This window comes from Streptomyces sp. NPDC030222 (assembly GCF_055573115.1).
Genome location: NZ_JBVICA010000002.1, coordinates 283,372 through 305,557, shown reverse-complemented (window position 1 = coordinate 305,557; position 22,186 = coordinate 283,372). Strand labels below are relative to the sequence as shown.

The window sequence follows — 22,186 nt, the reverse complement described above, 5'->3', positions numbered from 1 at the left end:
CGCGCTCCTCTCCAACTCGACAAGTCAAAAGCGGGGTTGGGATCAGCCCGTCTCTGGGCACGACGACCACCCCGGTACCATCGGCACCGGGGTCCTGATCAGGGCTTCCGCGACCGGACCACCCCGGATGCTGTCCAGGCCAAGGGGTGGTCCGGTCTTTCGTTGTTGTGCGCGGCCGGCCACGAGCAGACCGGACGAGCCAGAGCCTCTCGGCACTCAGCTCAGGGCTTTGCCCACCTCGTAGATGGTCGGCCGGTCCTCCGGCGCCGGGCTGAGCATGGCTTCGACCAGGCCGCCGAGCTCGCCGGGTACCCGAACGGTCCGGCGCATTCCGTCGAGAATGGCTTGCCGCTGCACGGGGCGCGGCGCGTCGTCCGGGTATTCGACCGCCCGCCAGCCCGTGGCCGAGATCAGCAGCGAGGCTCCCAGGGCGTAGATGTCGGCAGGCTGTGTCGCTTCGGCCACGCCGGTGGCGAGGACGCTGCGCGCGATCTCCGGTGCCTCGTAGTGGACGAGGCACCCACGGAACGGGAAGTCGTACCCGGCGGGCACCTGGCCGCCACGGGCCAAGGCGAGATCGATGAGGTGAGTTCGCTCGGGTCCCACGATGAAGTGGGCCGGCTGTACGTCCCCGTGTGCCCAGCCCTTGGCGTGCAGCTCCGCCAGCGCTTCGACGCATCCGAGGGCGACGCTCACGCGTGGCTCGACCGACCCGCCTTCCGCTCGGCACGGCTCCCACAGGCGGTACAGGTCGGGCCCCTCGCGCCACGGCTGCATGTTCCACGTCCCGTGCTCCCACTCACCGTAGGCGATCTCCTCGGAGCCGAGGCGGTACAGCACCGCGCCCTCCCGTGCGGGGGCAAGCGCCGTCCAGGGCTGGGCCGGCCATTCGGGCGTCACCTCGATCGGGTACCCGAGTTTCACCGCATACCGGCCCCGGTGACTCTCCACGTCCCAGACCATCGAGCCGCGACGGTTGAGGACGAGACGCTGAGCGGTGGGCATGAGCGCGTCGAGCACGACGACCGGCAGTTCAGGGGGTGGGCCGGACAAGACTCTCTCCTTCGTTCCAGACGGGTGCGGCCGACCCCGCGCAGAGGCCGGCCGCGTCCTTGACGCCGAGGGCTACGCCTGACCGTAGGGCCGGCCGCAGTCGGAGTCGCACTGCGCCAGGTTCTCGCCGTCCACGGTCCACAGGTCGTCGAAGACCATGAACCCGCTGGCCTTCATGGCCCGGGCCGACGCGGCGACCATCTTCGGGTCACGCGGCCCCCCGCCCGGCCGCGGGTTGTGGTGGAGGAAGCGGCCCGCGTGCTTCTCGCACAGCTCGGCGTACTCCTTGGTGTGCAGGATCAGGGCGTGCAGGCCCATATCCACGTCATCGGACGGGACCATCGGAGCCGTCGCCGTCGCCACGGTGACCAGGAAGGCCACGGCCTGGTCGGCGATCCGCTCGGCACGTTCGGGCGTCTGCCCGTTGTGGACGGCCACGAAGTAGGCGAGGCTCTCGAACAGCTCCTCGCCGACCACCTCACGGCCGGTCCTCTGGTCGTTCACCGTTGCCGTCATGCGTACGTCCTCCTTGGGTTGAAGAAGTGCCTGGGCAGTGCCTCCGTCCCGACCGCCGAGCTCGGCTCGCAGACGGCCGGGGGAGTTTGTTGGCCCGCCCTGAACGGGGACGGGGGAGCCCCGGATTCGGCAACCCTCCCAGGGCGGACCGGTCTAGGTGCCGGTGCCGAGGGCGACCCCGATCACCAATCCGCACGAAGCGCTGATGCAGATGATGAAGAGGACGCCGGTGTACCGGCCGATGACGCGCATCACAGGCCGACCCGGCTGTTGGTGTTCTTCACGGCCAGGCGCGCGCTCAGTTCCTCCCGCGCCTTGGGTGCCACGACATCGCCGGGCATGGCGTCCCACTCGATGCCGCCGTTCATCGGCCGCATCTGAACGCGGCCACCGATCTCGCCCATGATGAGGCCGAAGCGTCCGGTCTTCTGGTCCTTGGCCAGTTCGCCGACTCCGGGTCTGGCCTGCTGATTGCTCGCCATGGGCACGAGCATGCTGCCGTTCACAAGGACGTCGGAACCTCCACCAAACCCCACTTCGGGACGTCCCGCGTCAGGTAGAACGTCCCTAGTGCCGTCCCGAGGATCAGGGAGAGACTCATGCCGAACGAGAGGCTTCGTGCCGTCATGGCGGACGGAGGCTGGACGTACGCCACCCTCGCGGAACAGGTCGACGTAGACCCCAAATCCGTTGAGCGATGGGTCAATCTCGGCCGTACGCCACGCCGTGTCACAGCCATGCGGGCGGCAGAGACCCTAGGAGAAGACGTGCACGCACTCTGGCCGGCACTCCGGCAGGCGCGCGCGGCGCGAGCGATCAGCCCGGAGCTCGTGGCGCTCTACGACCAGCGGGCGGACATCCCCGTATCCGCCTTCGTGGACATGTTGACGCAGGCCCGCGAGCACATCGACGTGTTGGTGTACGCGGCCGTCTTCTTGCATGAGGCGTATCCCCGACTCAACGAGCTGCTGCGGGAGCGAGCCGCAGACGGCTGCTCGATCCGGATCGCGGTGGGCGACGCCGAGAGTGAGAACGTTCGGGCGCGCGGCCAGGAGGAGAAGTTCGGGCACGGCATCGAGTCCCGTTGCCAACTGGCGCTCATGCACTACCGGCCCCTGATCGGCGTGCCCGGCATCGACGTCCGGACCCACGGGACGACGCTCTACAACTCGCTCTACCGCGCCGATGATCAGTTGCTGGTCAATGCGCATGTCTGGGGGGTCAACGCGTACGGGGCCCCGGTGTGGCATCTTCGGCGTAGCGGCGAAGGCGGCATGTTCGACACCTACGCCGCGAGCTTCGACGCGGTGTGGTCCACGGCGACGCTCGTACGGCACGAGGGATGACCATGGCACGGACCGAGTACTACGACGACCCGAACGCGCCCAAGCCGAACAGCATGGTTGTCGCGGCTTCGGCCGTCGTCACCGACGAGCAGGGGCGCATCCTGCTCCAACGTCGACGCGACAACGATCTGTGGGCCCTCCCCGGCGGGGGCATGGACCTCACCGACTCTCTCCCCGGCACGGCCGTCCGCGAGGTCAAGGAAGAGACCGGTTTGGACGTGGAGATCACGGGACTGGTCGGCACGTACACCGACCCGAGGCACATCATCGCCTACACGGATGGCGAGGTACGCCGGCAGTTCAACGTCTGTTTCACCGCGCGGATCGTCGGCGGAGAGCTGGCGATCTCCGACGAGTCGACGGAGCTACGGTTCGTCTCGCCAGACGAGCTGGACCAACTTCCGATGCACCACACGCAGCGACTCAGGCTCCGCCATTTCATGGAGCACCGCGAGCGGCCCTATCTCGGCTGACCCCACGACGGCCATCTGACAGTCCCCAACATGTGCCGGTGGACGCTCCGACGTCAAAAGATCAGTCCGCAGAACGACGAAGGCTGACCGACGACTCCCCCCCGGAATGTCGTCGGTCAGCCTCGTTTCCGCAGGTCAGTCAGCCAGCGGAAGGTAGACGCGGTTGCCGGAAGCAGCGAACTCCTTCGACTTCTCCAGCATCCCGGCCTCGATCTCCTCCGGGGTTGCGTCCGAGTCGCCGCCGAACTGCTCTGTGATGCTTCTGCTGATCTTCATCGAGCAGAACTTCGGCCCGCACATGGAGCAGAAGTGCGCCGTCTTGGCCGGCTCGGCCGGCAGCGTCTCGTCGTGGAACTCCCGGGCCGTGTCCGGGTCGAGGGCCAGGTTGAACTGGTCCTCCCAGCGGAACTCGAAGCGGGCGTCCGACAGCGCGTCGTCCCACTCCTGGGCACCGGCGTGCCCCTTGGCGACGTCGGCGGCATGGGCAGCGATCTTGTAGGTGATGACGCCGGTCTTCACGTCGTCTCGGTTGGGCAGACCCAGGTGCTCCTTGGGCGTGACGTAGCAGAGCATCGCGGTGCCCCACCAGGCGATCATCGCGGCGCCGATGCCGGAGGTGATGTGGTCGTAGGCCGGGGCGACGTCGGTGGTCAGCGGGCCGAGCGTGTAGAACGGCGCCTCCTCGCAGATCTCCTGCTGGAGGTCGATGTTCTCCTTGATCTTGTGCATCGGGACGTGCCCGGGGCCCTCGATCATCGTCTGCACGTCGTGCCGCTTGGCGATCCGGTTGAGCTCCCCGAGCGTCTTCAGCTCGGCGAACTGGGCGTCGTCGTTGGCGTCCGCGATCGAGCCGGGCCGCAGACCGTCGCCGAGGGAGTACGTCACGTCGTACGCGGCGAGGATCTCGCAGAGCTCCTCGAAGTTGGTGTAGAGGAAGTTCTCCTTGTGGTGCGCCAGGCACCACGCGGCCATGATCGAACCGCCGCGGGAGACGATGCCGGTCTTGCGGCGCGCGGTCAGGGGTACGTACCGCAGGAGCACGCCGGCGTGGACCGTCATGTAGTCGACGCCCTGCTCGGCCTGCTCGATGACCGTGTCCTTGTAGATCTCCCAGGTCAGTTCCTCGGCCCGGCCGTCGACCTTCTCCAGGGCCTGGTAGAGCGGGACGGTGCCGATCGGGACGGGCGAGTTGCGCAGCACCCACTCGCGGGTGGTGTGGATGTTCCGGCCGGTCGACAGGTCCATGACCGTGTCGGCGCCCCAGCGGGTCGCCCACGTCATCTTCTCCACCTCCTCCTCGATGGAGGAGGTCACCGCGGAGTTGCCGATGTTGGCGTTGACCTTCACCAGGAACCGCTTGCCGATGATCATCGGCTCGATCTCCGGGTGGTTCACATTGGCCGGGAGCACGGCGCGTCCGGCGGCGATCTCCTCGCGGACGACCTCGGGCGCGACGTTCTCGCGGATCGCGACGAACTCCATCTCCGGAGTGATCTCGCCTCGGCGCGCGTACGCGAGCTGGGTCACCGCCCGGCCGCCGCGGCCGCGGCGGGGCTGCCGGGGCCGGCCCGGGAAGACCGCGTCGAGGTTGCGCAGACCGCCGCGCGGCGAGGTGTGCTTGATGCCGTCGTCCTCGGGGCGCACGGGCCGGCCGGCGTACTCCTCGGTGTCCCCGCGGCCGACGATCCAGTTGTCCCGCAGCGGCGGCAGTCCGCGCCGGACGTCGGTCTCCAGCGCGGTGTCGGTGTACGGGCCGGACGTGTCGTACAGCGTCACATCCTTGCCGTTGGTGAGGTGCACCTGGCGCACCGGCACACGGATGTCGGGGCGGGAGCCCTCGACGTAACCCTTGTGCCAGCCGATGGACTTCCCGGCCCCGTCGTTCTGCTTCGAGGCAGGCGTGCGTGCGTCCTGAACGGTCATGAGACCTACTCCCTACGCCGGCATTACCCGGTAACAGGTTCGGCGGTCGACGCAGCGGTTCCCGTACGGTCCGTACGGATGTCAGCGCCCTCTCAGCCCGGTGCTCCGAGCTCCCGCGTGTGCAAAGGTGTCACCACGCTAGCGTCCTCCCGGCCGGGCTGGCCAGGGGGCCCGTCGCAGTTGGGATGATCGTTCGGTGACCCAGTCAGAGCCTCACGCACATGGACATTCGCACAGCCACGGGCCGGCCGCGCCCGTGTCGAAGCACCTCCGCAAGGTCATCGCGGCGGTGCTGATCCCCTTCGCCGCAGCCGTGGTGGTGGGGCTGGCCGTCCTCTGGCCGGGCGGGGCACCGGAACACGAGCGCACTGGTGTCGGTTTCGACCGGCAGACCGAGCAGGCCACGGTGGTGCGGGTCGACCGGGTGGACTGCAAGGCCGTCAATGCCGCGACGACCCCACCGACCGGTGATCCCACGGCCCCGCAGGGCCGCGAGGCCGAGCAGCGCCGGAACGGCACCTGCGGCAAGGCGACCGTCAAGGTCACCACCGGTCCCGACACGGGCCGTACCTTCGTCGAGATCGTCCAGCCCGACGCTCCGCGGCAGTTGAAGACCGGGCAGGAGGTGGTGGTCGCCTACGCCCCGGACGCGCCGCGTGAACTCCAGTACTCCGTCACCGATGTGAACCGGAAGCTGCCGCTGGTACTGCTCGCCGCGATCTTCGCGGTGGCCGTGGTGCTGGTGGGACGGATGCGCGGGCTGATGGCGCTCATCGCGCTGGCCGTGAGCTTCGGCGTGCTGACGCTGTTCATCCTGCCCGCCATCCTCCAGGGCTCGGACCCGCTGGTCGTGGCGGTGGTGGGGGCGAGCGCGATCATGCTCATCGCGCTCTACATGTGCCACGGCCTGTCGGCCAGGACGTCGGTGGCGGTGATCGGCACTCTGATCTCCCTGATGGTGATCGGGCTGCTGGGCTCGGTGTTCATCGACTGGACGGTCCTCAGCGGCAACACCGACGACTACACCGGTCTGATTCACGGCCTCTATCCGAACATCGACATGAGCGGTCTGCTGCTGGCGGGCGTCATCATCGGCTCGCTCGGCGTGCTGGACGACGTGACGGTCACCCAGACGTCCGCGGTGTGGGAACTCCACCAGGCCGACCCGGAGATGGGGGCGCGGGCGCTCTACCGGGCAGGTCTGCGTATCGGCCGGGACCACATCGCCTCGGTGGTGAACACCCTCGTTCTCGCCTACGCGGGCGCCGCCCTTCCGCTCCTGCTGCTCTTCAGCATCGCGGAAAGCAGCGTGGGAACGGTGGCCAACAGCGAACTGGTCGCGGAGGAGATCGTCAGAACGCTCGTCGGGTCCATCGGTCTCGTCGCCTCGGTGCCGGTGACGACCGTGCTCGCGGCGCTGGTCGTCTCCGCGGACCGGCCTGAGGCAGCCCTCACGGTGGGTGGCGTGCAGCCGGCCACCGGGCCGGGCGGAGCGAGCGCACCGGCGCCCCGGGGCGGACGGGGGCGGCGGCGCAAGAGGTGACGCGGACGCCCGCAGGCTGCCTGGTCGGCTGCTCGACCGGAGGGCGGGCGTCCGCACTGCTGCCCGACCATGGCCGAGTCGGTACAGCAGGCATGTCCGATCAACTCGGTCGGCCGGCCGACCGCGGGTGCCCGGACTCCGGGTGCTCCGGGGCCGGCGGCGGACACCCGGACCCCGTGGTCAGCGGGCGTTCTCCTCGGCTGTCAGCCGGCGTTCTCCTCGGCGAGGATCCGGCTGAGCACATCGTCGAGCGAGCCTTCGAAGTCGCCCAGTGTGCGCTCCTGACCGAGCGGAACGAGCCGGTCGGTCCGGTCGAGGAAGGCCACGAGCGGCGCGGCGGCGGCGCGGAAGGTCGCCTGCTCGCTTCCCACCCGGAGTCGGAGGTGCACGTCGGAGAGGTCGTCGGGCCGGGCCGGCGCGATGTGCACATCGCCGTCCCCGTTGGGCCCGTTGATGCCGTCGAGCAGCAGCTCCCTTCCGAACGCCCAGGTCACGGGGGTGTCGCCGGGAAGGCGAAAGGTCATCCATACGGCGAAGGGATCACCGGCGTCATAGCGGAGCTCCACCGGGATCCTGAAGGAGAGCTCCTCGGAGACCAGGAAGCTCATCATCACCTCTGCCTGAACCGACTCGCGCATGACGCAAATCGTCCTCGACCGACGGGGATATCACAAGGAGTAGTTCTTCAGATACTGATAGAGAACGCGAACGAACTGACCAGCGACCCGACTTCGCTCTGCAGGCGTGTCACGGCCGGCAGCAGCCGGTGCTCCTGGTGGCGCGGGAGCGAGATCGCCATGGCCGCGGCTGTGGTCCCGGCGGTGATCGGAATCGCCGCACACACCGTGCCGAGTGCGTACTCCTGCCGCTCGACGACCGGCCGCATCCTCTCGGTGCCGGCGAGCCGCGCAAGGAGCGTGGCGCGGTCGGGCACCGAGTACGGCGTGAGCGGACGCACGGGGTGCCGGTCCAGATGGTCCCGGCGAGTGCGCTCGTCGAGCTGGCTGAGCAGGCACTGTCCGATCGCATGCGCGTGCCCGGTCTCCCGGAAGTCCGCCCACTCCTCGACCGCCGGTGCCGTCGGGGTGTCCGCCACAGCCACGAGCTCGATCTCGTCCTCGCGGTAGACCGCGAAGTAGACCGGTGCGCCGATCACGTCCCGCCAGTGGGCGAGCGAGTCCGAGATACGGCTGCGGCGAAGCTGCCGCTCCCCGGCTCCCGCGAGCCGCTGCGCCGCGTCGCCGTAGCGGAACACGCCGTTCTCGCGGCGCAGATAGCCCTCGAAGGTCAGGGTGCGGAGCAGGTGGTACGCCGTGGGCAGGGCCAGACCGGCCTCCCGGGCGAGCTGTTTGGCCGGCGCCCCGTCGGCGTGCGCGCCCACCGCTTCCAGGAGCCGCAGTGCCCGTTGCACCGAGCCGATCAGGGTAGGACCCGACGCATTGGTGGCTGTGGCCACAGGTCACCCCCAGGCGTGCCGACGGATGTCACCCGCCCGCAGGGGCCGCCCCCGCGGGCCGCCGCAACCCCCGCCCGCGGTGGAGCATTCGCGCGCTCTCCGGCCCACGCGCCTTGGCCGACCCGTGTTTTCCGGGAGACGGCAGCGTTTTTCCACTCTAATGGCCGCCTCTCCGGACCCCAAAGGCCGAGAAGATCCCCGTTCCCCCGTCCGGCCTAGTGCACGCACCGCCCCTCTCCGCTGAACCGCTGAATCCTTACCAGTCGCCGGTCTTGGATGAAGACGAGGTGAATTTCCGTACGACGTAGAGAAGTCCACCCACAAGGGCGACGAACACCAGCACCTTGAACAACAGGCCGATCACAAACCCGAGCACGGTGGTGATCATTCCGCCGAACACGACAAGGGCGATGACCGGTACGGCGATCCACTTCACCCACCAGGGCATACCCGCGAATATCTCCCGCACGGCCATGTTCCTCATCCTCGTTTCCGTGGAGTGGTTCTGAGATTTCCCACTTCCGATGCTAGGTGGAGAGGGGAGCCTCGCGGGCCCTCCGGACCCCTTGGTCTCCCCTGATCCGACCCTGAGAGGGAACTCGGGGATGCGGTCAGCTCTCCGGGGGAGAGAAGACGACCAGCACCCGCAGATCCTCGCTGATGTGGTGGAACTTGTGGGGCACTCCCGCCGGGACGTACACCACGCTCCCGCGCGCCACCAGCGTCGTCTCCGTGCCGACCGTGATCGAGGCACGGCCGCTCACCACGAAGTACACCTCGTCCTGACCGTGGGGCTGCTGCGGGTCGGTCGCGCCGGCGTCCAGGGCGTACAGGCCGACGGACATATTGCGCTCGCGCAGGAACTGCAGGTACGCCCCTTCGTTGGCGGTCCGCTCCGCCTCCAGTTCATCAAGCCGGAATGCCTTCATTGCCCGTTTCCGCCCCTGGTTGATCTGCCGCTGTTCGGCGCCGGTCGTGTCTGCCACGATCAGACACATGAAGAATTTCGTAGTCAAGACGATCGCCAATGCGGCGGCTCTGGGCGTGGCGATATGGCTGCTCCAGGACATCACGCTGACCGGCGCCAGCACCGGCCGCAAGGCCCTCACGCTCGTTCTCGTCGCCCTGCTGTTCGGCCTGGTGAACCTCCTCGTCAGGCCGCTGGTGAAGCTGATCGCGGCCCCGTTGTACCTCCTCACCCTGGGCCTGATCACTCTGGTGGTCAACGCCCTGATGCTGCTGCTGACGTCCTGGCTGGCCGATGAACTCGGCCTCTCCTTCCACGTCGAGGGCTTCTGGACTGCCGTGCTGGGCGGCCTGATCATTTCCGTGGTGTCGTGGGTGATGAACGTCGTTCTGCCCGACGGCAAGGACTGAGCACCGCCGATGGAATCCCCGCACCTCTCGCGTTCCCCGTACCGGGTGTGCTTCGTCTGCACCGGGAACATCTGCCGGTCCCCGATGGCGGAGGCGGTCTTCCGCGCCCGCGTCGAGGAAGCCGGCCTGTCCTCCTCTGTCGAGGTGGACAGCGCGGGCACCGGCGGCTGGCACGAGGGCCACGGCGCCGATCCCCGCACCCTCTCCGTGCTCGATGAGCACGGCTATGCCTGTGACCACGTGGCCCGCCGGTTCCGTGCCTCGTGGTTCCCGCTGGTCGACCTGGTGATCGCCCTCGACGAGGGGCATCTGCGGGAGCTCCGCTGGCTCGCGCCCACCGCGGAGGACGCCGCGAAGGTGCGGCTGCTCCGCTCGTACGACCCTCGGGCGAGGGCGGACCTGGATGTTCCGGATCCGTACTACGGTCACCGTGAGGACTTCGAGGAGTGCCTCCGGATGGTGGAGACGGCGAGCCAGGGGCTGCTGGCCGCCGTAGTCGGGGCGATCGAGGAGCGTGCGGCATGAGCATCGGCGACGGAACCCGGTCGGTGCGGGCCGGCCTCCCGGACCCGGTGAAGTACGAACCGGCGCTGCCGGGCCCCGTCTTCGCCGCGCACTACCACCTGCCCGGCGAGGCCACCGGCTCCTACGTCTACGGCCGCGACGACAACCCGACGTGGACCCATCTGGAGCGGGCGATCGGCGAGTTGGAGTCACCCGGCGAGGGCGTCCACACCGTGGTCTTCGCCTCCGGCATGGCCGCGATCTCCGCGGTGCTGCTCTCCGGTGCCCGCCCGGGCGACGCCGTGGTCCTGCCGGACGACGGCTACCAGGCGCTCGCCCTCATGCGCGAGCAGCTGGAGACGTACGGCGTGGAGGTGCGGACCGCCCCGACCCGCGGGGACGCCCAGCTCCGCGTCCTCGACGGCGCACAGCTGCTGTGGATCGAGACGCCGTCCAATCCGGGCCTCGACGTGTGCGACGTGGCCCGGCTGGCCGAAGCGGCGCACGCCGCCGGTGCGCTGGTCGCCGTCGACAACACGCTCGCCACCCCGCTCGGACAGCGGCCGCTGGAACTCGGCGCCGATTTCTCCGTGGCCAGCGGCACCAAGGGCCTGACCGGCCACGGTGATCTCCTCCTGGGGTACGTGAGCTGCCGGGACGAGGAGTCGGCCGCACGGGTGCGACGCTGGCGCAAGGTCGTCGGCGCGATCCCCGGCCCGATGGAGGCATGGCTCGCGCACCGCTCGCTCGCCACGCTCCAGCTCCGCGCCGACCGCCAGGCCGCCAATGCCCTGGCGCTCGCCGAGTCCCTGTCCCGGCGCCCCGAGGTGAGCGGACTGCGCCATCCCGGGCTTCCGTCCGACCCGGCCCATGCGGTCGCGGCCCGCCAGATGCGGCGTTACGGCTGCGTCGTCTCCTTCGTCCTGCCCGACCAGGCCCATGCGGAACGGTTCCTGGAGGGACTGCGACTGGCGGACGACGCCACGAGCTTCGGCGGCGTAAGGTCCACCGCCGAGCGCCGCGGACGGTGGGGCGGGGACGCCGTGCCGGAGGGCTTCATCCGCTTCTCGGTGGGCGTGGAGGACGCCGACGACCTGGTGACGGACGTCGAGCGGGCGCTCGACGAGGCAGCCTGGGAATAGGCCGTACACAGCGCGGACGGTCCGAGCCTCCCCCCTCGTGGCTCGGACCGCCCCGGTCCCCTTTTCTCGAAGAACCGCACGGTCAAGGCTAGTTGACTCAGCGTCAGTGTCCAATCACGGTAGCGACAGAGACCTATCGACATATTTATAGTTGTGCCCGGCCGGGGACGTAGCCGAGACGGGAGGGCAAGGCATGGACCTCGCCTTGCTGCGTACGTTCGTCACCGTGCACCGGGCCGGGTCGTTCACCCGCGCCGCCGCCCTGCTCGGGCTCTCGCAGCCTGCCGTCACCAGCCAGATCCGCACCTTGGAGCGGCAGCTCGGCCGCCCCCTCTTCCTGCGCAGGGCACGTGGCGTCACCCCGACCACGATCGGTGACGAGCTCGCCCACCGGGCGGCACCGCACCTCGACGCGCTGGTCGAGATCGCCGAGCAGGGACGCCATGAGGAGTCGGAGGCCGCCCGCACCCTCCACCTCGCGGGACCGCCGGAGTTCCTCTCCCTGCGTGCCCTGCCGGCCCTGGCACCGCTCATCACCCGGGGGCTGGCGCTGCGCACAGCGTTCGGGACCGCTGAGGAGGTCCTGGAAGGGCTCGCGGCCGGCCACCACGACCTGGCCGTCACCACGGCACGGCCCCGCGGCGGACTGATGTCCTCCACTCCGCTCTGCGACGAGGAGCACGTCCTGGTCGCGGGCCCGCGCTGGGCCGCCCGGCTCGCCCCCGGCCTGCTGCGCCGCAACGGGCCCGCGGTCCTCGACCGCATCCCGGTGGTCGAGGTCCACGAGTCGCTGCCGCTCGTCGGCCGCTACTGGGCGACGGTCTTCGACGAGCCGCCCATCGCGACGGCGACCGTGGTCACCCCCGATCTGCGCTCCGTGCTGGACGCCGTGACGGCGGGCGCCGGTCTCGCCGTGCTTCCCCGCTACCTGTGCGAGGAAGCTCTGGAGAGCGGTGCGGTGATCGCGCTGCTGGACCCGCCGGTGCCCCCGCTGCGCACCTATTTCCTGGCGGTCCGAACGGGAACGCTCGCCCTGACCCACATCGCGCGGGCACAGGAATGGCTGCTGCGCGCGGCGGCCGACTGGAACTGATCACTCCGGGTCTCGCCACGGGCGTTTCAGAAGGGGTGTGACGGGCCACGCTCTTGCCATGACCGAACGGCCCGTGGTCAAGCGCACCGCCCGCGCCATTCTGCTCGACGGTGACGACCTGATCCTGATCAAGCGCACCAAGCCCGGCATGGCTCCGTACTGGATCACCCCCGGCGGGGGCGTCGAGCCCGAGGACGCGACCGTCGTCGACGCCCTCCACCGCGAGGTCGACGAGGAACTCGGCGCCAAGATCACCGATGTGGTGCCCTGCTTCGTCGACACCGTCGAGCACATCAGCGGCGGCGGGGTGACCGGGGTGAAGGTGCAGCACTTCTTCATCTGCCGTCTCGAGTCCATGGACGCCACCCGGCGTCACGGGCCCGAGGTCGACGAACCGAGCGGCGAGTACGAGATCGTGCGGGTGCCCTTCAGCAGGGTCGGCATCGCCGCTGTCGACCTCGTGCCGCTCTCCCTGCGGCACTACCTGGACGGCAATATCGAGGGCGTGCGGGCCATGCACGCGCCGGACCTCGGCTGACGGGCCGGTGCGGTTCGGCGTCGGACCGGTTCGACGCCGTGCCCGGTCGAGAGTCCGGCTCCGTCGGTATGCGGGTCAGTGGGCCGACGGGCCGGTCAGCCGGCCGGTGTCCGGTTCAGTGGTCGGCGCTCACCAGCTCCTCGACCGCGTCGTGCCGGATGCGGTCGGAGGGGATCCCGATGTTCCGGAGGGCGTCGACACCACTGCGGATCATCCCGGGTGGGCCCGACAGATAGGCGTCGTACGCGGTCCACGGTCCGTAGGCGCGCACGGCCTCCGGCAGCTGCCCGGTCAGTCCACGGCTCGGCTCGTCCGACACCACGGGCCGCACCGACAGCCACGAGTGCGACTGCTGCAGCCGCAGCATGGTGTCGATGTCGTACAGGTCGTGGTCGGTCCGTGCACCGTAGAACACCTCCACGGGGCGCCGTTCACCGTGCTCGGCGACATCCTCGACCAGGGCCTTGATCGGTGCGATACCGGTACCGCCGCCCAGGCACAGCATGCCGTTGTCATTGCTGTGGTCCACGACCATCGATCCGGCCGGCGGCCCGAGGCGCAGGACGTCGCCGGGCCTCGCCCGGTGCACCAGCGCACCGGATACCCAGCCGGCCGGGACGGCCTTCACATGCAGGGACAGCAGGCCGTCCGCACGGGGAGCCGCGGCGAAGGAGTAGTGACGCCATATGCGGGGCCACCACGGCGTCTCCAGTGTCGTGTACTGACCTGCGAGGAAAGGATACGGCTGGTCCGGCCGGAGGGTGATCACCGCGATGTCGGGGGTCCTCAGGTCGTGGGACACGACTTCGGCGTACCACCAGGCCGGCGACGTCAGCTCGTCCTCGGCGGCCGCGTCGATCATGATCTGGGACATCGTCGTGTACGCACGCACCCAGGCCGCCTCGGTCGCGCGGTCCCAGGAGTACACGGCATAGCGGGACAGCGCCCCGATCAGCGCCTCGCCGACAGCGGGGTAATGGGCCGCCTGGGTCCCGTACTTGCGGTGCCCGCGGCCGAGCTGCCGCAGATAGCCGGTCAGTATCCGGGCGTCGTCCAGATTGTCGGCAGCCAAAAGGAGCGCTTTGAGCAGCCGGTCGCGCTGCGCGTCCATCGCGGGAGGGAAAAGGGGCCGCAACTCGGGACGGGCGATGAACAGCAACGCGTAGAAATACGAGGTCACCTTGTCGGCGATCGGGGCAATCTCCGCCATCGTGCGGCGTATGAGTGCTGCGTCGCCGGAAGCCGTGGGCGTCGAAGCGTCCATGTCCGCGCAGCCTGCCAGCCGGAAGCACCCTTGGGAACCAATAGACGCAAGTCCCGGATTCCGTACCTACTTTCCCGTTAAGCTGCTTTGCCCTGTGCCTGCGCCCCCGTCCGCCCGGGGGCATTCGTCAGGGCCTTCGCCCGTCCCCGCTGCGGCCGGTTGCCCTTCGGACCAGACCGTACGCCTCACGGAGGTCGCCGCCGCGGTACCGGTGTGTGGCGATCGGCGACACATGGTGGTCCGCGTTCACCGCGACCGACTCCGGCACGGCGGCGAACAACTCCGCGTCCGACAGGGAATCGCCGTACGCCACGCAGTCCTCTGCCCGCACCCCGAAGTCCTTCCGGATCCCCTCGGCTATGCGTACCTTCGCAGCCGCGTCGAGGATGCCCGCCGGGTCGACCGGCACGGTGAAGGGCACCGCGGGGAACACCGAGCCGTGTGCCGCGTGCGCACCCCAGTCCAGCAGCCGCTCGACGAAGAACGACGGGGAGAGCGAGATCACCGCGCAGTACTCACCGCGGTCCCGGATGTCCTGCCACACCTCGCGTATGCCGGCCAGCCACGGCGCGGCCTCGAAGGCGGCCGCGACATGGGTGTCGGTCAGCCCGGACCACAGGGCGTGGATGCCCACAGCGAACTCCGGAGGCCCGATCCGCCGTGCCGAGAACTCCCGCTCCAGCACACCGATCTCATCGAGCAGCGCGAGTTGCCGCGAGATCTCCACGGAGGCGGACGAGCCACGGATCAGTGTCCCGTCGAGGTCGAAGAGGTGCAGTGCGGTCATGTACGCCGAGGCTAGTACCCGTACGTACGGGCCGGACGCGGTGCGCGACCGCGGGCGGCACGGTGTTTCACGTGAAACAGCTGACGCGGCCCGTCCGAAGGGCTCTCCTCGTCCTCCATGTCGCCGTCTCCGTGAGCTGGTTGGGCATCACCGTCGGCCCGCTCACCCTCAGAGTCACCGCCCACACCACCGGGTCCGCGGCCACCGGGGAGGTTGCCCGGCAGGCCATGCTGATCTTCTCCGGCCGGCTGGTCATCCCGGTCGCCCCGCTCACCCTGCTCACGGGTCTTGTCCCGTCACTCGGGACGCCCTGGGGGCTGGCCCGGCATCGCCGGATGCTCACCAAGTTCTGGCTGACCCTGATCACCACGGGCTGTCGGTCCTGGCGTTGCGGCCGGGCATCGTCAGGGCCGCGGAGCAGGGGATGACGGACGTCGTTCCGGTGATCGCCCCCGTGGTGGGGACCCTCACCTACTTCTTCGTCACGGCCGTCGCGGTGCTCAAGGCATGGGGTCTCACCAGGCGGGGCTGGAAGGGCCGTTCCGGAGTTTCCGCACCGGCGCCGTCCGCATCGCTGCGCGCCTCGAAGATCTCCAAACCGGTGGACGCGACGCCGGGCAGTCGGACACTCTGACCTCCATGCCGATTTCCCTCTCCGATCTGCCGATCCGTCGACTGACCAGGGGGGATCTCACCTCCTGCGCCGACCTCTCCGAGAACCGGGGGTGGCCTCGCGAGGAGCACAAATGGAGTCTTCTGCTGGCCGCCGGTACGGCGTACGGCATCGACGACCCCGCGGGCAAGGGCCTCGTCTCCGCCTGCGTCGTCACCTCCTACACCCCCGGTCTCGCAGCGATCGGCATGGTCCTCGTCGCCGAAGCGCACGCGCGCCGGGGTGTGGCCCTGCGAATGATGCGCCATGTGCTCGAGGAGACCGACGGCGTCCCGCTGACACTGCACGCCACGCCTTATGGGCAGCCCCTCTACGAACAGCTCGGCTTCACCGCGACGGGCCGGGCCGAGATGGTCCGCGGGACGTTCCGGCCCTCCCCCTCCCACACCCCGTCCGACGCGGGGACGGCCGTGGCTGCGGACGGCGGTCCGGGCGTATGGCCGACGACGCGTCCGGCCACGGCGGAGGACCTGACCGCGATCCGCCGGCTCGACGCCGAGGTCTTCGGCCAGGACCGCACCCATCTGCTCACCCGTCTGCCGGTGTTCGCGGACCACGTCCATGTCGCCGAGGACGGGACGGGACTCGTCGGCTACGCGGCCCTCTGGCCGAACATGGAGACCCATGTCGTCGGACCGTTGATCGCACGCGACACCGGTACGGCGAAGGCACTGATCGCCTCGCTCGCCGCCCGGACGGACCGCCCCCTGCGCACCGACATCGATGTGCGCCATGAGGAGCTGCTGACCTGGGTGAAGGCCCACGGCCTGGAATCCGTCGCCTTCAACGCGGTGATGACGCGTGGCATCGATGCGCTCCCGGGTGACTGGACCCGCCGCTTCGCACCGCTGACGGTGGCAGCGGGCTGACGAGCGACGGCACGGCCGCGGCGAGCGCGACCACGCGCCTGGTCACCAGGCTCGAGGACCGGAGCCTCCTCAAGCGCTACCTCTGCGCCACCGGTCGGCGCGGCATCTACACGGACTTCGCGGATGCCGGCCGCGCCCTGCTCGCCGCCGAGCGCCCCACCAATGACGCGGCATGCGCGAAGCTCGACGAGGCCGCGAAGGACCCGGAGCTGGAACCGCTCGTCAGGGCCGACGAGACGCTGCGCGCGCCAGCGTCGACGCAGACGGCGCCTTGAGAGAAGATCGTTTTCTCTGACGGAAGGATCCGGGCCCCTCATGACCGACCTCGAGATACGCCCTGCGTCCGCCGAGGACGTTCCGGCGATCGTGGCCATGCTCGCCGACGACCCCCTGGGAGCGCAGCGCGAGTCGCCGGACGACCTGACCCCTTATCTGATCGCGCTGGGTCGGCTGGCGGATGACCCGAACCAGCACCTGACCGTCGCCGTGCGCGAAGGCCGTGTGGTGGGAACCCTTCAGCTCACGGTCATCCCCGGCCTCTCCCGGCGCGGAGCCACCCGGTCCGTCATCGAGGGCGTCCGCGTCCATGCCGACGAGCGCGGCAGCGGTCTGGGCACTCGGCTCATCGAATGGGCCGTGGAGGAATCCCGTCGCCAGGGATGCCGGTTGGTCCAGCTGACATCCGATGCGACCCGCACCGACGCCCACCGCTTCTACGAACGGCTCGGCTTCGAGGCATCCCACATCGGCTTCAAGATGAGCATCTGAGACCGGCATGCCATTCCGTCCACCGGGGAACAGGCTCGGTTTCACGTGAAACAGTGCAAGCACCGGCCGGACAGCCCGGGGCAGGTGGCACACGTCCGGCGGCACCGGCCGGGCAGCGCGGGCCAGCCGGTGCCCACCGGTCATCGGAGTCCGCGCCAGCCCTCCGGGTCGACACCACCGGGAACGCTGGCGGACGGGTCGTACGGGGTGCGGGTGAAGACGAAGGACCCGAGGTCCAGATGGCTCACACTGCCGTCCGGCCGCCGCCCCACGCGCAGGACCTCGCCCGCGTAGTAGCCGTCGAGACCGGTCCATGTGCCGTCGGCCGCGGCACGGAACCGAGAACCCCTGCCAACGCCCCGCAACGGCTGCAATTCCAGGCCCCGGTCCGCCGCCAGGCGCAGCCCGTACGGCTGCGTCCCCCAGTACCAGGGGCCGGTCAACTCCAGCAGTTCCCGGTCCACCTCGGCCGCCGGACGCCATGGCTCGGGGATCCGGGGCTCGGCTTCTGCGACGATGCCCACCAGGTCGGAGGCGACTGCTCCGAGGAGCGGACCGGACGTGCAGTTGGCGAGCAGGACGGCTCCCACGCCGTCCTCCACGCTCAGCCACATCGCCGCCAGGAACCCGGGAAGCGAGCCCGAGTGCCCGACGAGCGTCCGGCCGTCCTTGCAGGCCAGTTGGAGTCCCAGACCATAGGCGTTGTCCCAGTCGCCCGCCTCCGCCGGCACCGAGGGCACACGCATCTCGGCGACCGACTCGGCGCTCAGCACCCGCTCGTCCCCGCGGGCGAGGAAGGCGGCGAAGCGGCTCAGATCCGCGGCCGTCGACCAGAGCTGCCCCGCGGGCGCCATTACCCCGAGGTCCTCGGCCGGCTCGGGGAGCAGTGCATCGGCCCAAGGGTGCACGGCCCACCCCTCGGCATGCGGGGCCCGCGCCCCCCCGCTCGTCCGCTCCATGCCGAGCGGCACCAGGACCTCGCGTCGCAGCACCCGCTCCCACGGCTCCCCGCGCAGCGCCTCCACGAGTGAACCCAGCAGCGTGTAGCCGGGGTTGGAGTAGTGATGACGCCGACCCGCCGGGTGCAGGAGGGGCCGCTCACCGAGCACCTCCGCAAGCCCCGGACGCAGACTCCCAGGTGTCCGCTCCCACCAAGGGCCGGGAGATTCGGCGGCCAGCCCGCCGCCGTGTCCGAGGAGTTGAGCAATCGTCACCTCGCCCACCCCCGTGCCGGGCAGATGCTTCTCCAGGGGATCCGACAGGTCGAGCCGCCCCTCGTCCCGCAGCCGCATCACCAGCACGGCCGTGAGGGGCTTGGTGATGGATCCGATGCGGAACTGTGTGCCGGAGTCCGGCACATGCCCGTCCGTACCGCCACGGGCGCCCGTCCACACCGTGTCCCCTTCACGCACCACCGCGGCCACGAGCGAAGGCGCGCGTCCCTCGCTCTGCGCGACGGCGATACGGTGCAGAAGGGACCGCTGCGTACTGGGAAGCAGCTCTGCGGCTGCGGAGGATGAGGTCATACCCAAGATCTACCGACCTGGTCCGCTCACGTCGAATCGGCCCTCATTACACTCCCACGGTGAGCAACGTACGGTGCACGCAGTGCGGCACGGAGGGCCTGGAGCAAGGGTTCGTCGAGGACACCGGCGAACACTCCCGCGGATACGCACGCTGGATCGCCGGGCCGCTCGAACGCGGCTGGCTCGGCGGAGCGAAGAGGATGGGCCGTCCGCGACGGCAGATCGACGCCTTCCGGTGCCCCAGGTGCGGGCATCTGGAACTGTTCGCCGGCCAGGAGGTCTGACACCCGGACCTACGGGGCGTGGCGTGCCCGGGCGGGTGGCGCAGGGGACTTCACAACCCGGTCCGCTGCGCGCCTACTTCGCATCGACCCGACGGTAGGTGCAGACGTGCACGCCCGCGCCGCTGATGGTCGAGGAGACCAGTTCTAGCGTGCGCTGCTCGCCGTCGCCCGGGAAGATCGTCTTACCGCCGCCGAGGATCACCGGCATGATCATGAGCCGGAGCTCGTCGACCAGGTCCTCGTGCAGCAGCGTGCATGCCAGCGTGGGGCTCCCCATGACCAGCAGGTTGCCTTCCTCGGTCCCCCGCAGCTCCCGGATACGGGCGACGGCCTCCCCGCCGGGGATACGCGTGGTGTTCTCCCACGTCAGGTCGTCGTCGCCCAGCGTCTCCGACACGACGTACTTCGGGATGGCGTTCATCCGGTCGGCGAACGGGTCACCTGCCCGCTCGGGCCAGGCACCGGCCATCGTCTGCCAGGTGCGGCGCCCGAAGAGAAGCGCGTCCGCCGCGCCCAGCGCATCGTCGAAGGCTCCGCCCACCACCTCCGGGTCGAAGAACGGGTGCGACCAGCCGCCATGGGCGAAACCGCCGTCCCTGTCCTCGTCGGGTCCGCCCGGTGCCTGCACGACACCGTCCAGGCTCATGAACTCACTGATCACGATGCGCATGGGAAGGGCTCCTTTTCCTCGCTGGGGAGTTACGGCAATGGAGACTGTCGCGCCCATCCGGAATCATCGCGCCTCCCGGACCCGCCATGGTGATGTGGAACACATCCGGGGCACCTGGACGCATCCCGGTGCGCCGTGGGACGGGACCGGCTCCCTGACCTCCCCGGCCGTCTGTAGGTTCTCGCGGCTCGTGTCGGGCGTCGGTCCCGTGGCCTGCGGGTTCGTCTGCTGTCTCACGCCATGTCGGACGCACGGCGTCTCAGCTCCTTGTCGGAACTCGCCGGCTCCGCTGACCAGCGGCGCCAGTGCGGCCAGCTGAGCTGCGGTGTCTCGCGGTCGATGTCGGATCCGACTTCCGTCCGACATCGACCGTGAGATTCCGACAGGGATTTGAGAACCCATACACGTCATGTAGGGCCTCGCCGCTCGTGGCACAGGCCGGGCCCGCCGACCTACGGTTCTTCCGCAGTCTCAGGCGGATGGCACAGCCGCTCAGTCTCACGAACGTGGCATTTCCTCGTGGTCTCGGCCGACTGGCCGGAACCCCCGAGCCGCTGAACTGCGGTTTCTCCGTTCGATGCCGCGTTCGATGCCAAGATCGTGAGAATGTGCCACGGCTCGTGGGACCCCACACGTCACGATCAGGTCTGTGCCATGTCGACGAACCGCGAGTAGTGACCCTGGAAGGCGACCGTGATCGTCGCTGTCGGGCCGTTCCTGTGCTTGGCGACGATCAGATCCGCCTCGCCGGCGCGGGGCGACTCCTTCTCGTAGGCGTCCTCGCGGTGCAGCAGGATCACCATGTCGGCGTCCTGCTCGATGGAGCCGGACTCACGCAGGTCCGAGACCATCGGCTTCTTGTCCGTGCGCTGTTCCGGGCCACGGTTCAGCTGGGAGAGCGCGATGACGGGGATCTCCAGCTCCTTGGCCAGCAGCTTGAGGTTCCGGGACATGTCCGAGACCTCCTGCTGGCGGCTCTCCGCGCGCCGCGACCCGCCGGACTGCATCAGCTGGAGATAGTCGATGACGACGAGCTTCAGATCGTTGCGCTGCTTGAGCCGACGGCACTTCGCGCGGATCTCCATCATCGAGAGGTTCGGTGAGTCGTCGATGTAGAGGGGGGCGGCCGAGACGTCCGGCATGCGCCGGGCCAGACGGGTCCAGTCGTCGTCTGTCATCGTGCCGGAACGCATGTGGTGCAGCGCGACCCGCGCCTCGGCGGACAGCAGGCGCATCGCGATCTCGTTGCGGCCCATTTCGAGGGAGAAGATCACGCTCGGCAGGTTGTTCTTGATCGACGCGGCCCGGGCGAAGTCCAGGGCGAGCGTGGACTTTCCCATGGCGGGACGGGCGGCGATGACGATCATCTGGCCCGGGTGCAGACCGTTGGTAAGCGAGTCGAAGTCGGTGAAGCCGGTCGGTACGCCGGTCATCTCACCGCTGCGCGATCCGATCGCCTCGATCTCGTCGAGCGCACCCTCCATGATGTCGCTGAGCGGCAGGTAGTCCTCGCTGGTGCGCTGTTCCGTGACGGCGTAGATCTCGGCCTGGGCCGAGTTGACGATCTCGTCGACGTCGCCGTCCGCGGCGTATCCCATCTGCGTGATCTTGGTGCCCGCCTCGACGAGACGTCGCAGCACGGCCCGCTCGTGGACGATCTCCGCGTAGTACGCGGCGTTGGCCGCCGTGGGAACGGACTGGACCAGGGTGTGCAGATAGGAGGCGCCGCCGACGCGGGTGATCTCACCGCGCTTGGTCAGCTCTGCGGCCACCGTGATCGGGTCGGCCGGCTCGCCCTTGGCGTAGAGGTCGAGGATGGCCTGGTAGACCGTCTCATGCGCAGGGCGGTAGAAGTCGGGGCCCTTGAGCACCTCCACCACGTCGGCGATGGCGTCCTTGGACAGCAGCATGCCGCCGAGCACGGACTGCTCGGCATCGATGTCCTGTGGAGGGACCCGTTCGAAGCCCTGGGCTCCACCGTCCCAGGAACCCCCGTCGCGGCCCCGCTCGTGCTGCTCCTCCCGGCCTCGCCCCTCCCCGCGCCGGGGGCGGGAGACAGGCAGACGATCGCTGGGTCCGAGATCGGCCCACGGATCGTCCAAGGGCTCGGGAACGGTCACCCGGGCCACCTCCTCCCGTCCGCGCGGCGGACCTCGCCATGCCACTCTTTCTAGGGCACGGCACTGACAAAACGAGAAGCCCGACTCCGCGATCGGCGCGTCGGGCGACGGACAACGTTAGGGCCGCGGGCACCGTCAGCCAATCTGGTTATCCACAGGCCATGTGGACGACTGGGCAGATGCTGTGGAGAACCGGCCCCATCCTGTGCACGGAGCGGGGGACAGCGCTGTGGACAAAGTCATAGCGTCTCCATACGCAGC

General features: G+C 69.4%; 25 protein-coding genes and 2 pseudogenes. 14 read left to right on the top strand and 13 right to left on the bottom strand.

The window, feature by feature from the left end:
* Window positions 1–216: 216 nt before the first annotated feature.
* The 3 genes from ACZ4Z5_RS03980 to ACZ4Z5_RS03970 all read right to left on the bottom strand — a co-directional run bounded on the left by ACZ4Z5_RS03980 (window position 217) and on the right by ACZ4Z5_RS03970 (window position 2,063).
* A complete protein-coding gene (locus ACZ4Z5_RS03980) occupies window positions 217–1,053 on the bottom strand; it encodes a protein kinase family protein (RefSeq protein ID WP_468256247.1) in 837 nt (278 codons plus the stop codon).
* A gap of 72 nt (window positions 1,054–1,125) precedes the next feature.
* The gene (locus ACZ4Z5_RS03975) at window positions 1,126–1,569 is read right to left on the bottom strand and encodes a glycine-rich domain-containing protein (RefSeq protein ID WP_468256244.1); all 444 of its coding nucleotides are present in this window, start codon (window positions 1,567–1,569) and stop codon (window positions 1,126–1,128) included.
* Window positions 1,570–1,820: 251 nt separating this feature from the next.
* Window positions 1,821–2,063 carry a hypothetical protein gene (locus ACZ4Z5_RS03970; RefSeq protein ID WP_468256620.1) on the bottom strand — a complete coding sequence of 81 codons (243 nt, stop codon included), beginning with the start codon at window positions 2,061–2,063 and terminating at the stop codon, window positions 1,821–1,823.
* Window positions 2,064–2,168: 105 nt separating this feature from the next.
* Between ACZ4Z5_RS03970 and ACZ4Z5_RS03965 the strand changes: the two genes are divergently transcribed.
* Both ACZ4Z5_RS03965 and ACZ4Z5_RS03960 read left to right on the top strand, forming a co-directional pair.
* Window positions 2,169–2,915: a helix-turn-helix domain-containing protein gene (locus ACZ4Z5_RS03965; protein ID WP_468256241.1), complete on the top strand. Its 747-nt coding sequence runs from the start codon at window positions 2,169–2,171 to the stop codon at window positions 2,913–2,915.
* Between the two features lie 2 nt (window positions 2,916–2,917).
* On the top strand, window positions 2,918–3,388 hold the full coding sequence (locus ACZ4Z5_RS03960; RefSeq protein ID WP_468256238.1) for an NUDIX domain-containing protein: 471 nt from the start codon (window positions 2,918–2,920) through the stop codon (window positions 3,386–3,388).
* A 135-nt stretch (window positions 3,389–3,523) separates the two neighbouring features.
* On the opposite strand, the gene thiC is transcribed toward ACZ4Z5_RS03960, so the two are convergent.
* Complete coding sequence (gene thiC, locus ACZ4Z5_RS03955) at window positions 3,524–5,311, bottom strand: phosphomethylpyrimidine synthase ThiC (RefSeq protein WP_468256235.1); 1,788 nt, start codon at window positions 5,309–5,311, stop codon at window positions 3,524–3,526.
* Window positions 5,312–5,507: 196 nt separating this feature from the next.
* Between thiC and ACZ4Z5_RS03950 the strand changes: the two genes are divergently transcribed.
* Window positions 5,508–6,854, top strand: a complete 1,347-nt coding sequence (locus tag ACZ4Z5_RS03950) for a YibE/F family protein (RefSeq protein WP_468256232.1) — start codon at window positions 5,508–5,510, stop codon at window positions 6,852–6,854.
* A 203-nt stretch (window positions 6,855–7,057) separates the two neighbouring features.
* Here the strand turns inward: ACZ4Z5_RS03950 and ACZ4Z5_RS03945 are convergent, their stop codons facing one another.
* The 4 genes from ACZ4Z5_RS03945 to ACZ4Z5_RS03930 form a co-directional block, all read right to left on the bottom strand.
* Window positions 7,058–7,492, bottom strand: a complete 435-nt coding sequence (locus ACZ4Z5_RS03945) for an SsgA family sporulation/cell division regulator (protein ID WP_468256229.1) — start codon at window positions 7,490–7,492, stop codon at window positions 7,058–7,060.
* A 47-nt stretch (window positions 7,493–7,539) separates the two neighbouring features.
* A complete protein-coding gene (locus ACZ4Z5_RS03940; RefSeq protein ID WP_468256226.1) occupies window positions 7,540–8,265 on the bottom strand; it encodes an IclR family transcriptional regulator in 726 nt (241 codons plus the stop codon).
* Between the two features lie 301 nt (window positions 8,266–8,566).
* The gene (locus ACZ4Z5_RS03935; protein ID WP_468256617.1) at window positions 8,567–8,779 is read right to left on the bottom strand and encodes a DUF5326 family protein; all 213 of its coding nucleotides are present in this window, start codon (window positions 8,777–8,779) and stop codon (window positions 8,567–8,569) included.
* A gap of 142 nt (window positions 8,780–8,921) precedes the next feature.
* Window positions 8,922–9,239 carry a cupin domain-containing protein gene (locus ACZ4Z5_RS03930; RefSeq protein WP_468256614.1) on the bottom strand — a complete coding sequence of 106 codons (318 nt, stop codon included), beginning with the start codon at window positions 9,237–9,239 and terminating at the stop codon, window positions 8,922–8,924.
* 67 nt (window positions 9,240–9,306) lie between these two features.
* Here ACZ4Z5_RS03930 and ACZ4Z5_RS03925 point away from each other — a divergent pair, with 67 nt between their 5' ends.
* The 5 genes from ACZ4Z5_RS03925 (at window position 9,307) to ACZ4Z5_RS03905 (ending at window position 12,964) form a co-directional block, all read left to right on the top strand.
* Window positions 9,307–9,687 (top strand): phage holin family protein, encoded by a 381-nt coding sequence (locus tag ACZ4Z5_RS03925; RefSeq protein WP_468256224.1) that lies wholly within the window; start codon window positions 9,307–9,309, stop codon window positions 9,685–9,687.
* A gap of 9 nt (window positions 9,688–9,696) precedes the next feature.
* On the top strand, window positions 9,697–10,212 hold the full coding sequence (locus tag ACZ4Z5_RS03920) for a low molecular weight protein-tyrosine-phosphatase (protein ID WP_468256221.1): 516 nt from the start codon (window positions 9,697–9,699) through the stop codon (window positions 10,210–10,212).
* Window positions 10,209–11,333 carry a cystathionine gamma-lyase gene (locus ACZ4Z5_RS03915; protein WP_468256218.1) on the top strand — a complete coding sequence of 375 codons (1,125 nt, stop codon included), beginning with the start codon at window positions 10,209–10,211 and terminating at the stop codon, window positions 11,331–11,333. The genes ACZ4Z5_RS03920 and ACZ4Z5_RS03915 overlap by 4 nt, the downstream gene beginning before the upstream one ends.
* 193 nt (window positions 11,334–11,526) lie before the next feature.
* Window positions 11,527–12,426 carry a LysR family transcriptional regulator gene (locus tag ACZ4Z5_RS03910; protein WP_468256215.1) on the top strand — a complete coding sequence of 300 codons (900 nt, stop codon included), beginning with the start codon at window positions 11,527–11,529 and terminating at the stop codon, window positions 12,424–12,426.
* A 58-nt stretch (window positions 12,427–12,484) separates the two neighbouring features.
* On the top strand, window positions 12,485–12,964 hold the full coding sequence (locus tag ACZ4Z5_RS03905) for an NUDIX domain-containing protein (RefSeq protein WP_468256213.1): 480 nt from the start codon (window positions 12,485–12,487) through the stop codon (window positions 12,962–12,964).
* Between the two features lie 115 nt (window positions 12,965–13,079).
* Here ACZ4Z5_RS03905 and ACZ4Z5_RS03900 read toward each other — a convergent pair.
* Together ACZ4Z5_RS03900 and ACZ4Z5_RS03895 are read right to left on the bottom strand one after the other, a co-directional pair.
* Window positions 13,080–14,216: pseudogene (locus ACZ4Z5_RS03900) on the bottom strand (globin domain-containing protein); the annotation flags it as partial.
* 139 nt (window positions 14,217–14,355) lie between these two features.
* Complete coding sequence (locus ACZ4Z5_RS03895; RefSeq protein ID WP_468256211.1) at window positions 14,356–15,015, bottom strand: HAD family hydrolase; 660 nt, start codon at window positions 15,013–15,015, stop codon at window positions 14,356–14,358.
* Window positions 15,016–15,086: 71 nt separating this feature from the next.
* Here ACZ4Z5_RS03895 and ACZ4Z5_RS03890 point away from each other — a divergent pair, with 71 nt between their 5' ends.
* From ACZ4Z5_RS03890 to ACZ4Z5_RS03870, 5 genes and pseudogenes are all read left to right on the top strand, one after another.
* The gene (locus tag ACZ4Z5_RS03890; protein WP_468256208.1) at window positions 15,087–15,443 is read left to right on the top strand and encodes a hypothetical protein; all 357 of its coding nucleotides are present in this window, start codon (window positions 15,087–15,089) and stop codon (window positions 15,441–15,443) included.
* Complete coding sequence (locus ACZ4Z5_RS03885) at window positions 15,440–15,649, top strand: hypothetical protein (protein WP_468256205.1); 210 nt, start codon at window positions 15,440–15,442, stop codon at window positions 15,647–15,649. Before ACZ4Z5_RS03890 ends, ACZ4Z5_RS03885 begins: the two co-directional genes overlap by 4 nt.
* A 5-nt stretch (window positions 15,650–15,654) precedes the next feature.
* Window positions 15,655–16,557: a GNAT family N-acetyltransferase gene (locus ACZ4Z5_RS03880; protein ID WP_468256202.1), complete on the top strand. Its 903-nt coding sequence runs from the start codon at window positions 15,655–15,657 to the stop codon at window positions 16,555–16,557.
* Window positions 16,558–16,580: 23 nt separating this feature from the next.
* Window positions 16,581–16,832 (top strand): annotated as a pseudogene (locus tag ACZ4Z5_RS03875) (MarR family transcriptional regulator); the annotation flags it as partial.
* 40 nt (window positions 16,833–16,872) lie between these two features.
* Window positions 16,873–17,325, top strand: coding sequence for a GNAT family N-acetyltransferase (locus ACZ4Z5_RS03870; RefSeq protein ID WP_468256200.1), 453 nt, complete (start codon window positions 16,873–16,875; stop codon window positions 17,323–17,325).
* A gap of 140 nt (window positions 17,326–17,465) precedes the next feature.
* Here the strand turns inward: ACZ4Z5_RS03870 and ACZ4Z5_RS03865 are convergent, their stop codons facing one another.
* A complete protein-coding gene (locus ACZ4Z5_RS03865) occupies window positions 17,466–18,851 on the bottom strand; it encodes a serine hydrolase domain-containing protein (protein ID WP_468256197.1) in 1,386 nt (461 codons plus the stop codon).
* Between the two features lie 59 nt (window positions 18,852–18,910).
* Here ACZ4Z5_RS03865 and ACZ4Z5_RS03860 point away from each other — a divergent pair, with 59 nt between their 5' ends.
* Window positions 18,911–19,135, top strand: a complete 225-nt coding sequence (locus ACZ4Z5_RS03860) for a hypothetical protein (RefSeq protein ID WP_468256194.1) — start codon at window positions 18,911–18,913, stop codon at window positions 19,133–19,135.
* A gap of 73 nt (window positions 19,136–19,208) precedes the next feature.
* On the opposite strand, the gene ACZ4Z5_RS03855 is transcribed toward ACZ4Z5_RS03860, so the two are convergent.
* Complete coding sequence (locus ACZ4Z5_RS03855; protein ID WP_468256191.1) at window positions 19,209–19,805, bottom strand: dihydrofolate reductase family protein; 597 nt, start codon at window positions 19,803–19,805, stop codon at window positions 19,209–19,211.
* Between the two features lie 641 nt (window positions 19,806–20,446).
* A complete protein-coding gene (gene dnaB / locus ACZ4Z5_RS03850) occupies window positions 20,447–21,925 on the bottom strand; it encodes a replicative DNA helicase (protein ID WP_468256188.1) in 1,479 nt (492 codons plus the stop codon).
* Between the last annotated feature and the right edge of the window lie 261 nt (window positions 21,926–22,186).

Coding starts and splice junctions, on each gene's coding strand:
- ACZ4Z5_RS03975 (WP_468256244.1), bottom strand. CDS start 1,569: ATGACGGCAACGGTGAACGACCAGAGGACCGGCCGTGAGGTGGTCGGC.
- ACZ4Z5_RS03970 (WP_468256620.1), bottom strand. CDS start 2,063: ATGCTCGTGCCCATGGCGAGCAATCAGCAGGCCAGACCCGGAGTCGGC.
- ACZ4Z5_RS03965 (WP_468256241.1), top strand. CDS start 2,169: ATGCCGAACGAGAGGCTTCGTGCCGTCATGGCGGACGGAGGCTGGACG.
- ACZ4Z5_RS03960 (WP_468256238.1), top strand. CDS start 2,918: ATGGCACGGACCGAGTACTACGACGACCCGAACGCGCCCAAGCCGAAC.
- thiC (WP_468256235.1), bottom strand. CDS start 5,311: ATGACCGTTCAGGACGCACGCACGCCTGCCTCGAAGCAGAACGACGGG.
- ACZ4Z5_RS03945 (WP_468256229.1), bottom strand. CDS start 7,492: ATGCGCGAGTCGGTTCAGGCAGAGGTGATGATGAGCTTCCTGGTCTCC.
- ACZ4Z5_RS03930 (WP_468256614.1), bottom strand. CDS start 9,239: ATGAAGGCATTCCGGCTTGATGAACTGGAGGCGGAGCGGACCGCCAAC.
- ACZ4Z5_RS03925 (WP_468256224.1), top strand. CDS start 9,307: ATGAAGAATTTCGTAGTCAAGACGATCGCCAATGCGGCGGCTCTGGGC.
- ACZ4Z5_RS03920 (WP_468256221.1), top strand. CDS start 9,697: ATGGAATCCCCGCACCTCTCGCGTTCCCCGTACCGGGTGTGCTTCGTC.
- ACZ4Z5_RS03915 (WP_468256218.1), top strand. CDS start 10,209: ATGAGCATCGGCGACGGAACCCGGTCGGTGCGGGCCGGCCTCCCGGAC.
- ACZ4Z5_RS03910 (WP_468256215.1), top strand. CDS start 11,527: ATGGACCTCGCCTTGCTGCGTACGTTCGTCACCGTGCACCGGGCCGGG.
- ACZ4Z5_RS03905 (WP_468256213.1), top strand. CDS start 12,485: ATGACCGAACGGCCCGTGGTCAAGCGCACCGCCCGCGCCATTCTGCTC.
- ACZ4Z5_RS03895 (WP_468256211.1), bottom strand. CDS start 15,015: ATGACCGCACTGCACCTCTTCGACCTCGACGGGACACTGATCCGTGGC.
- ACZ4Z5_RS03885 (WP_468256205.1), top strand. CDS start 15,440: ATGACGGACGTCGTTCCGGTGATCGCCCCCGTGGTGGGGACCCTCACC.
- ACZ4Z5_RS03880 (WP_468256202.1), top strand. CDS start 15,655: ATGCCGATTTCCCTCTCCGATCTGCCGATCCGTCGACTGACCAGGGGG.
- ACZ4Z5_RS03870 (WP_468256200.1), top strand. CDS start 16,873: ATGACCGACCTCGAGATACGCCCTGCGTCCGCCGAGGACGTTCCGGCG.
- ACZ4Z5_RS03865 (WP_468256197.1), bottom strand. CDS start 18,851: ATGACCTCATCCTCCGCAGCCGCAGAGCTGCTTCCCAGTACGCAGCGG.
- ACZ4Z5_RS03855 (WP_468256191.1), bottom strand. CDS start 19,805: ATGCGCATCGTGATCAGTGAGTTCATGAGCCTGGACGGTGTCGTGCAG.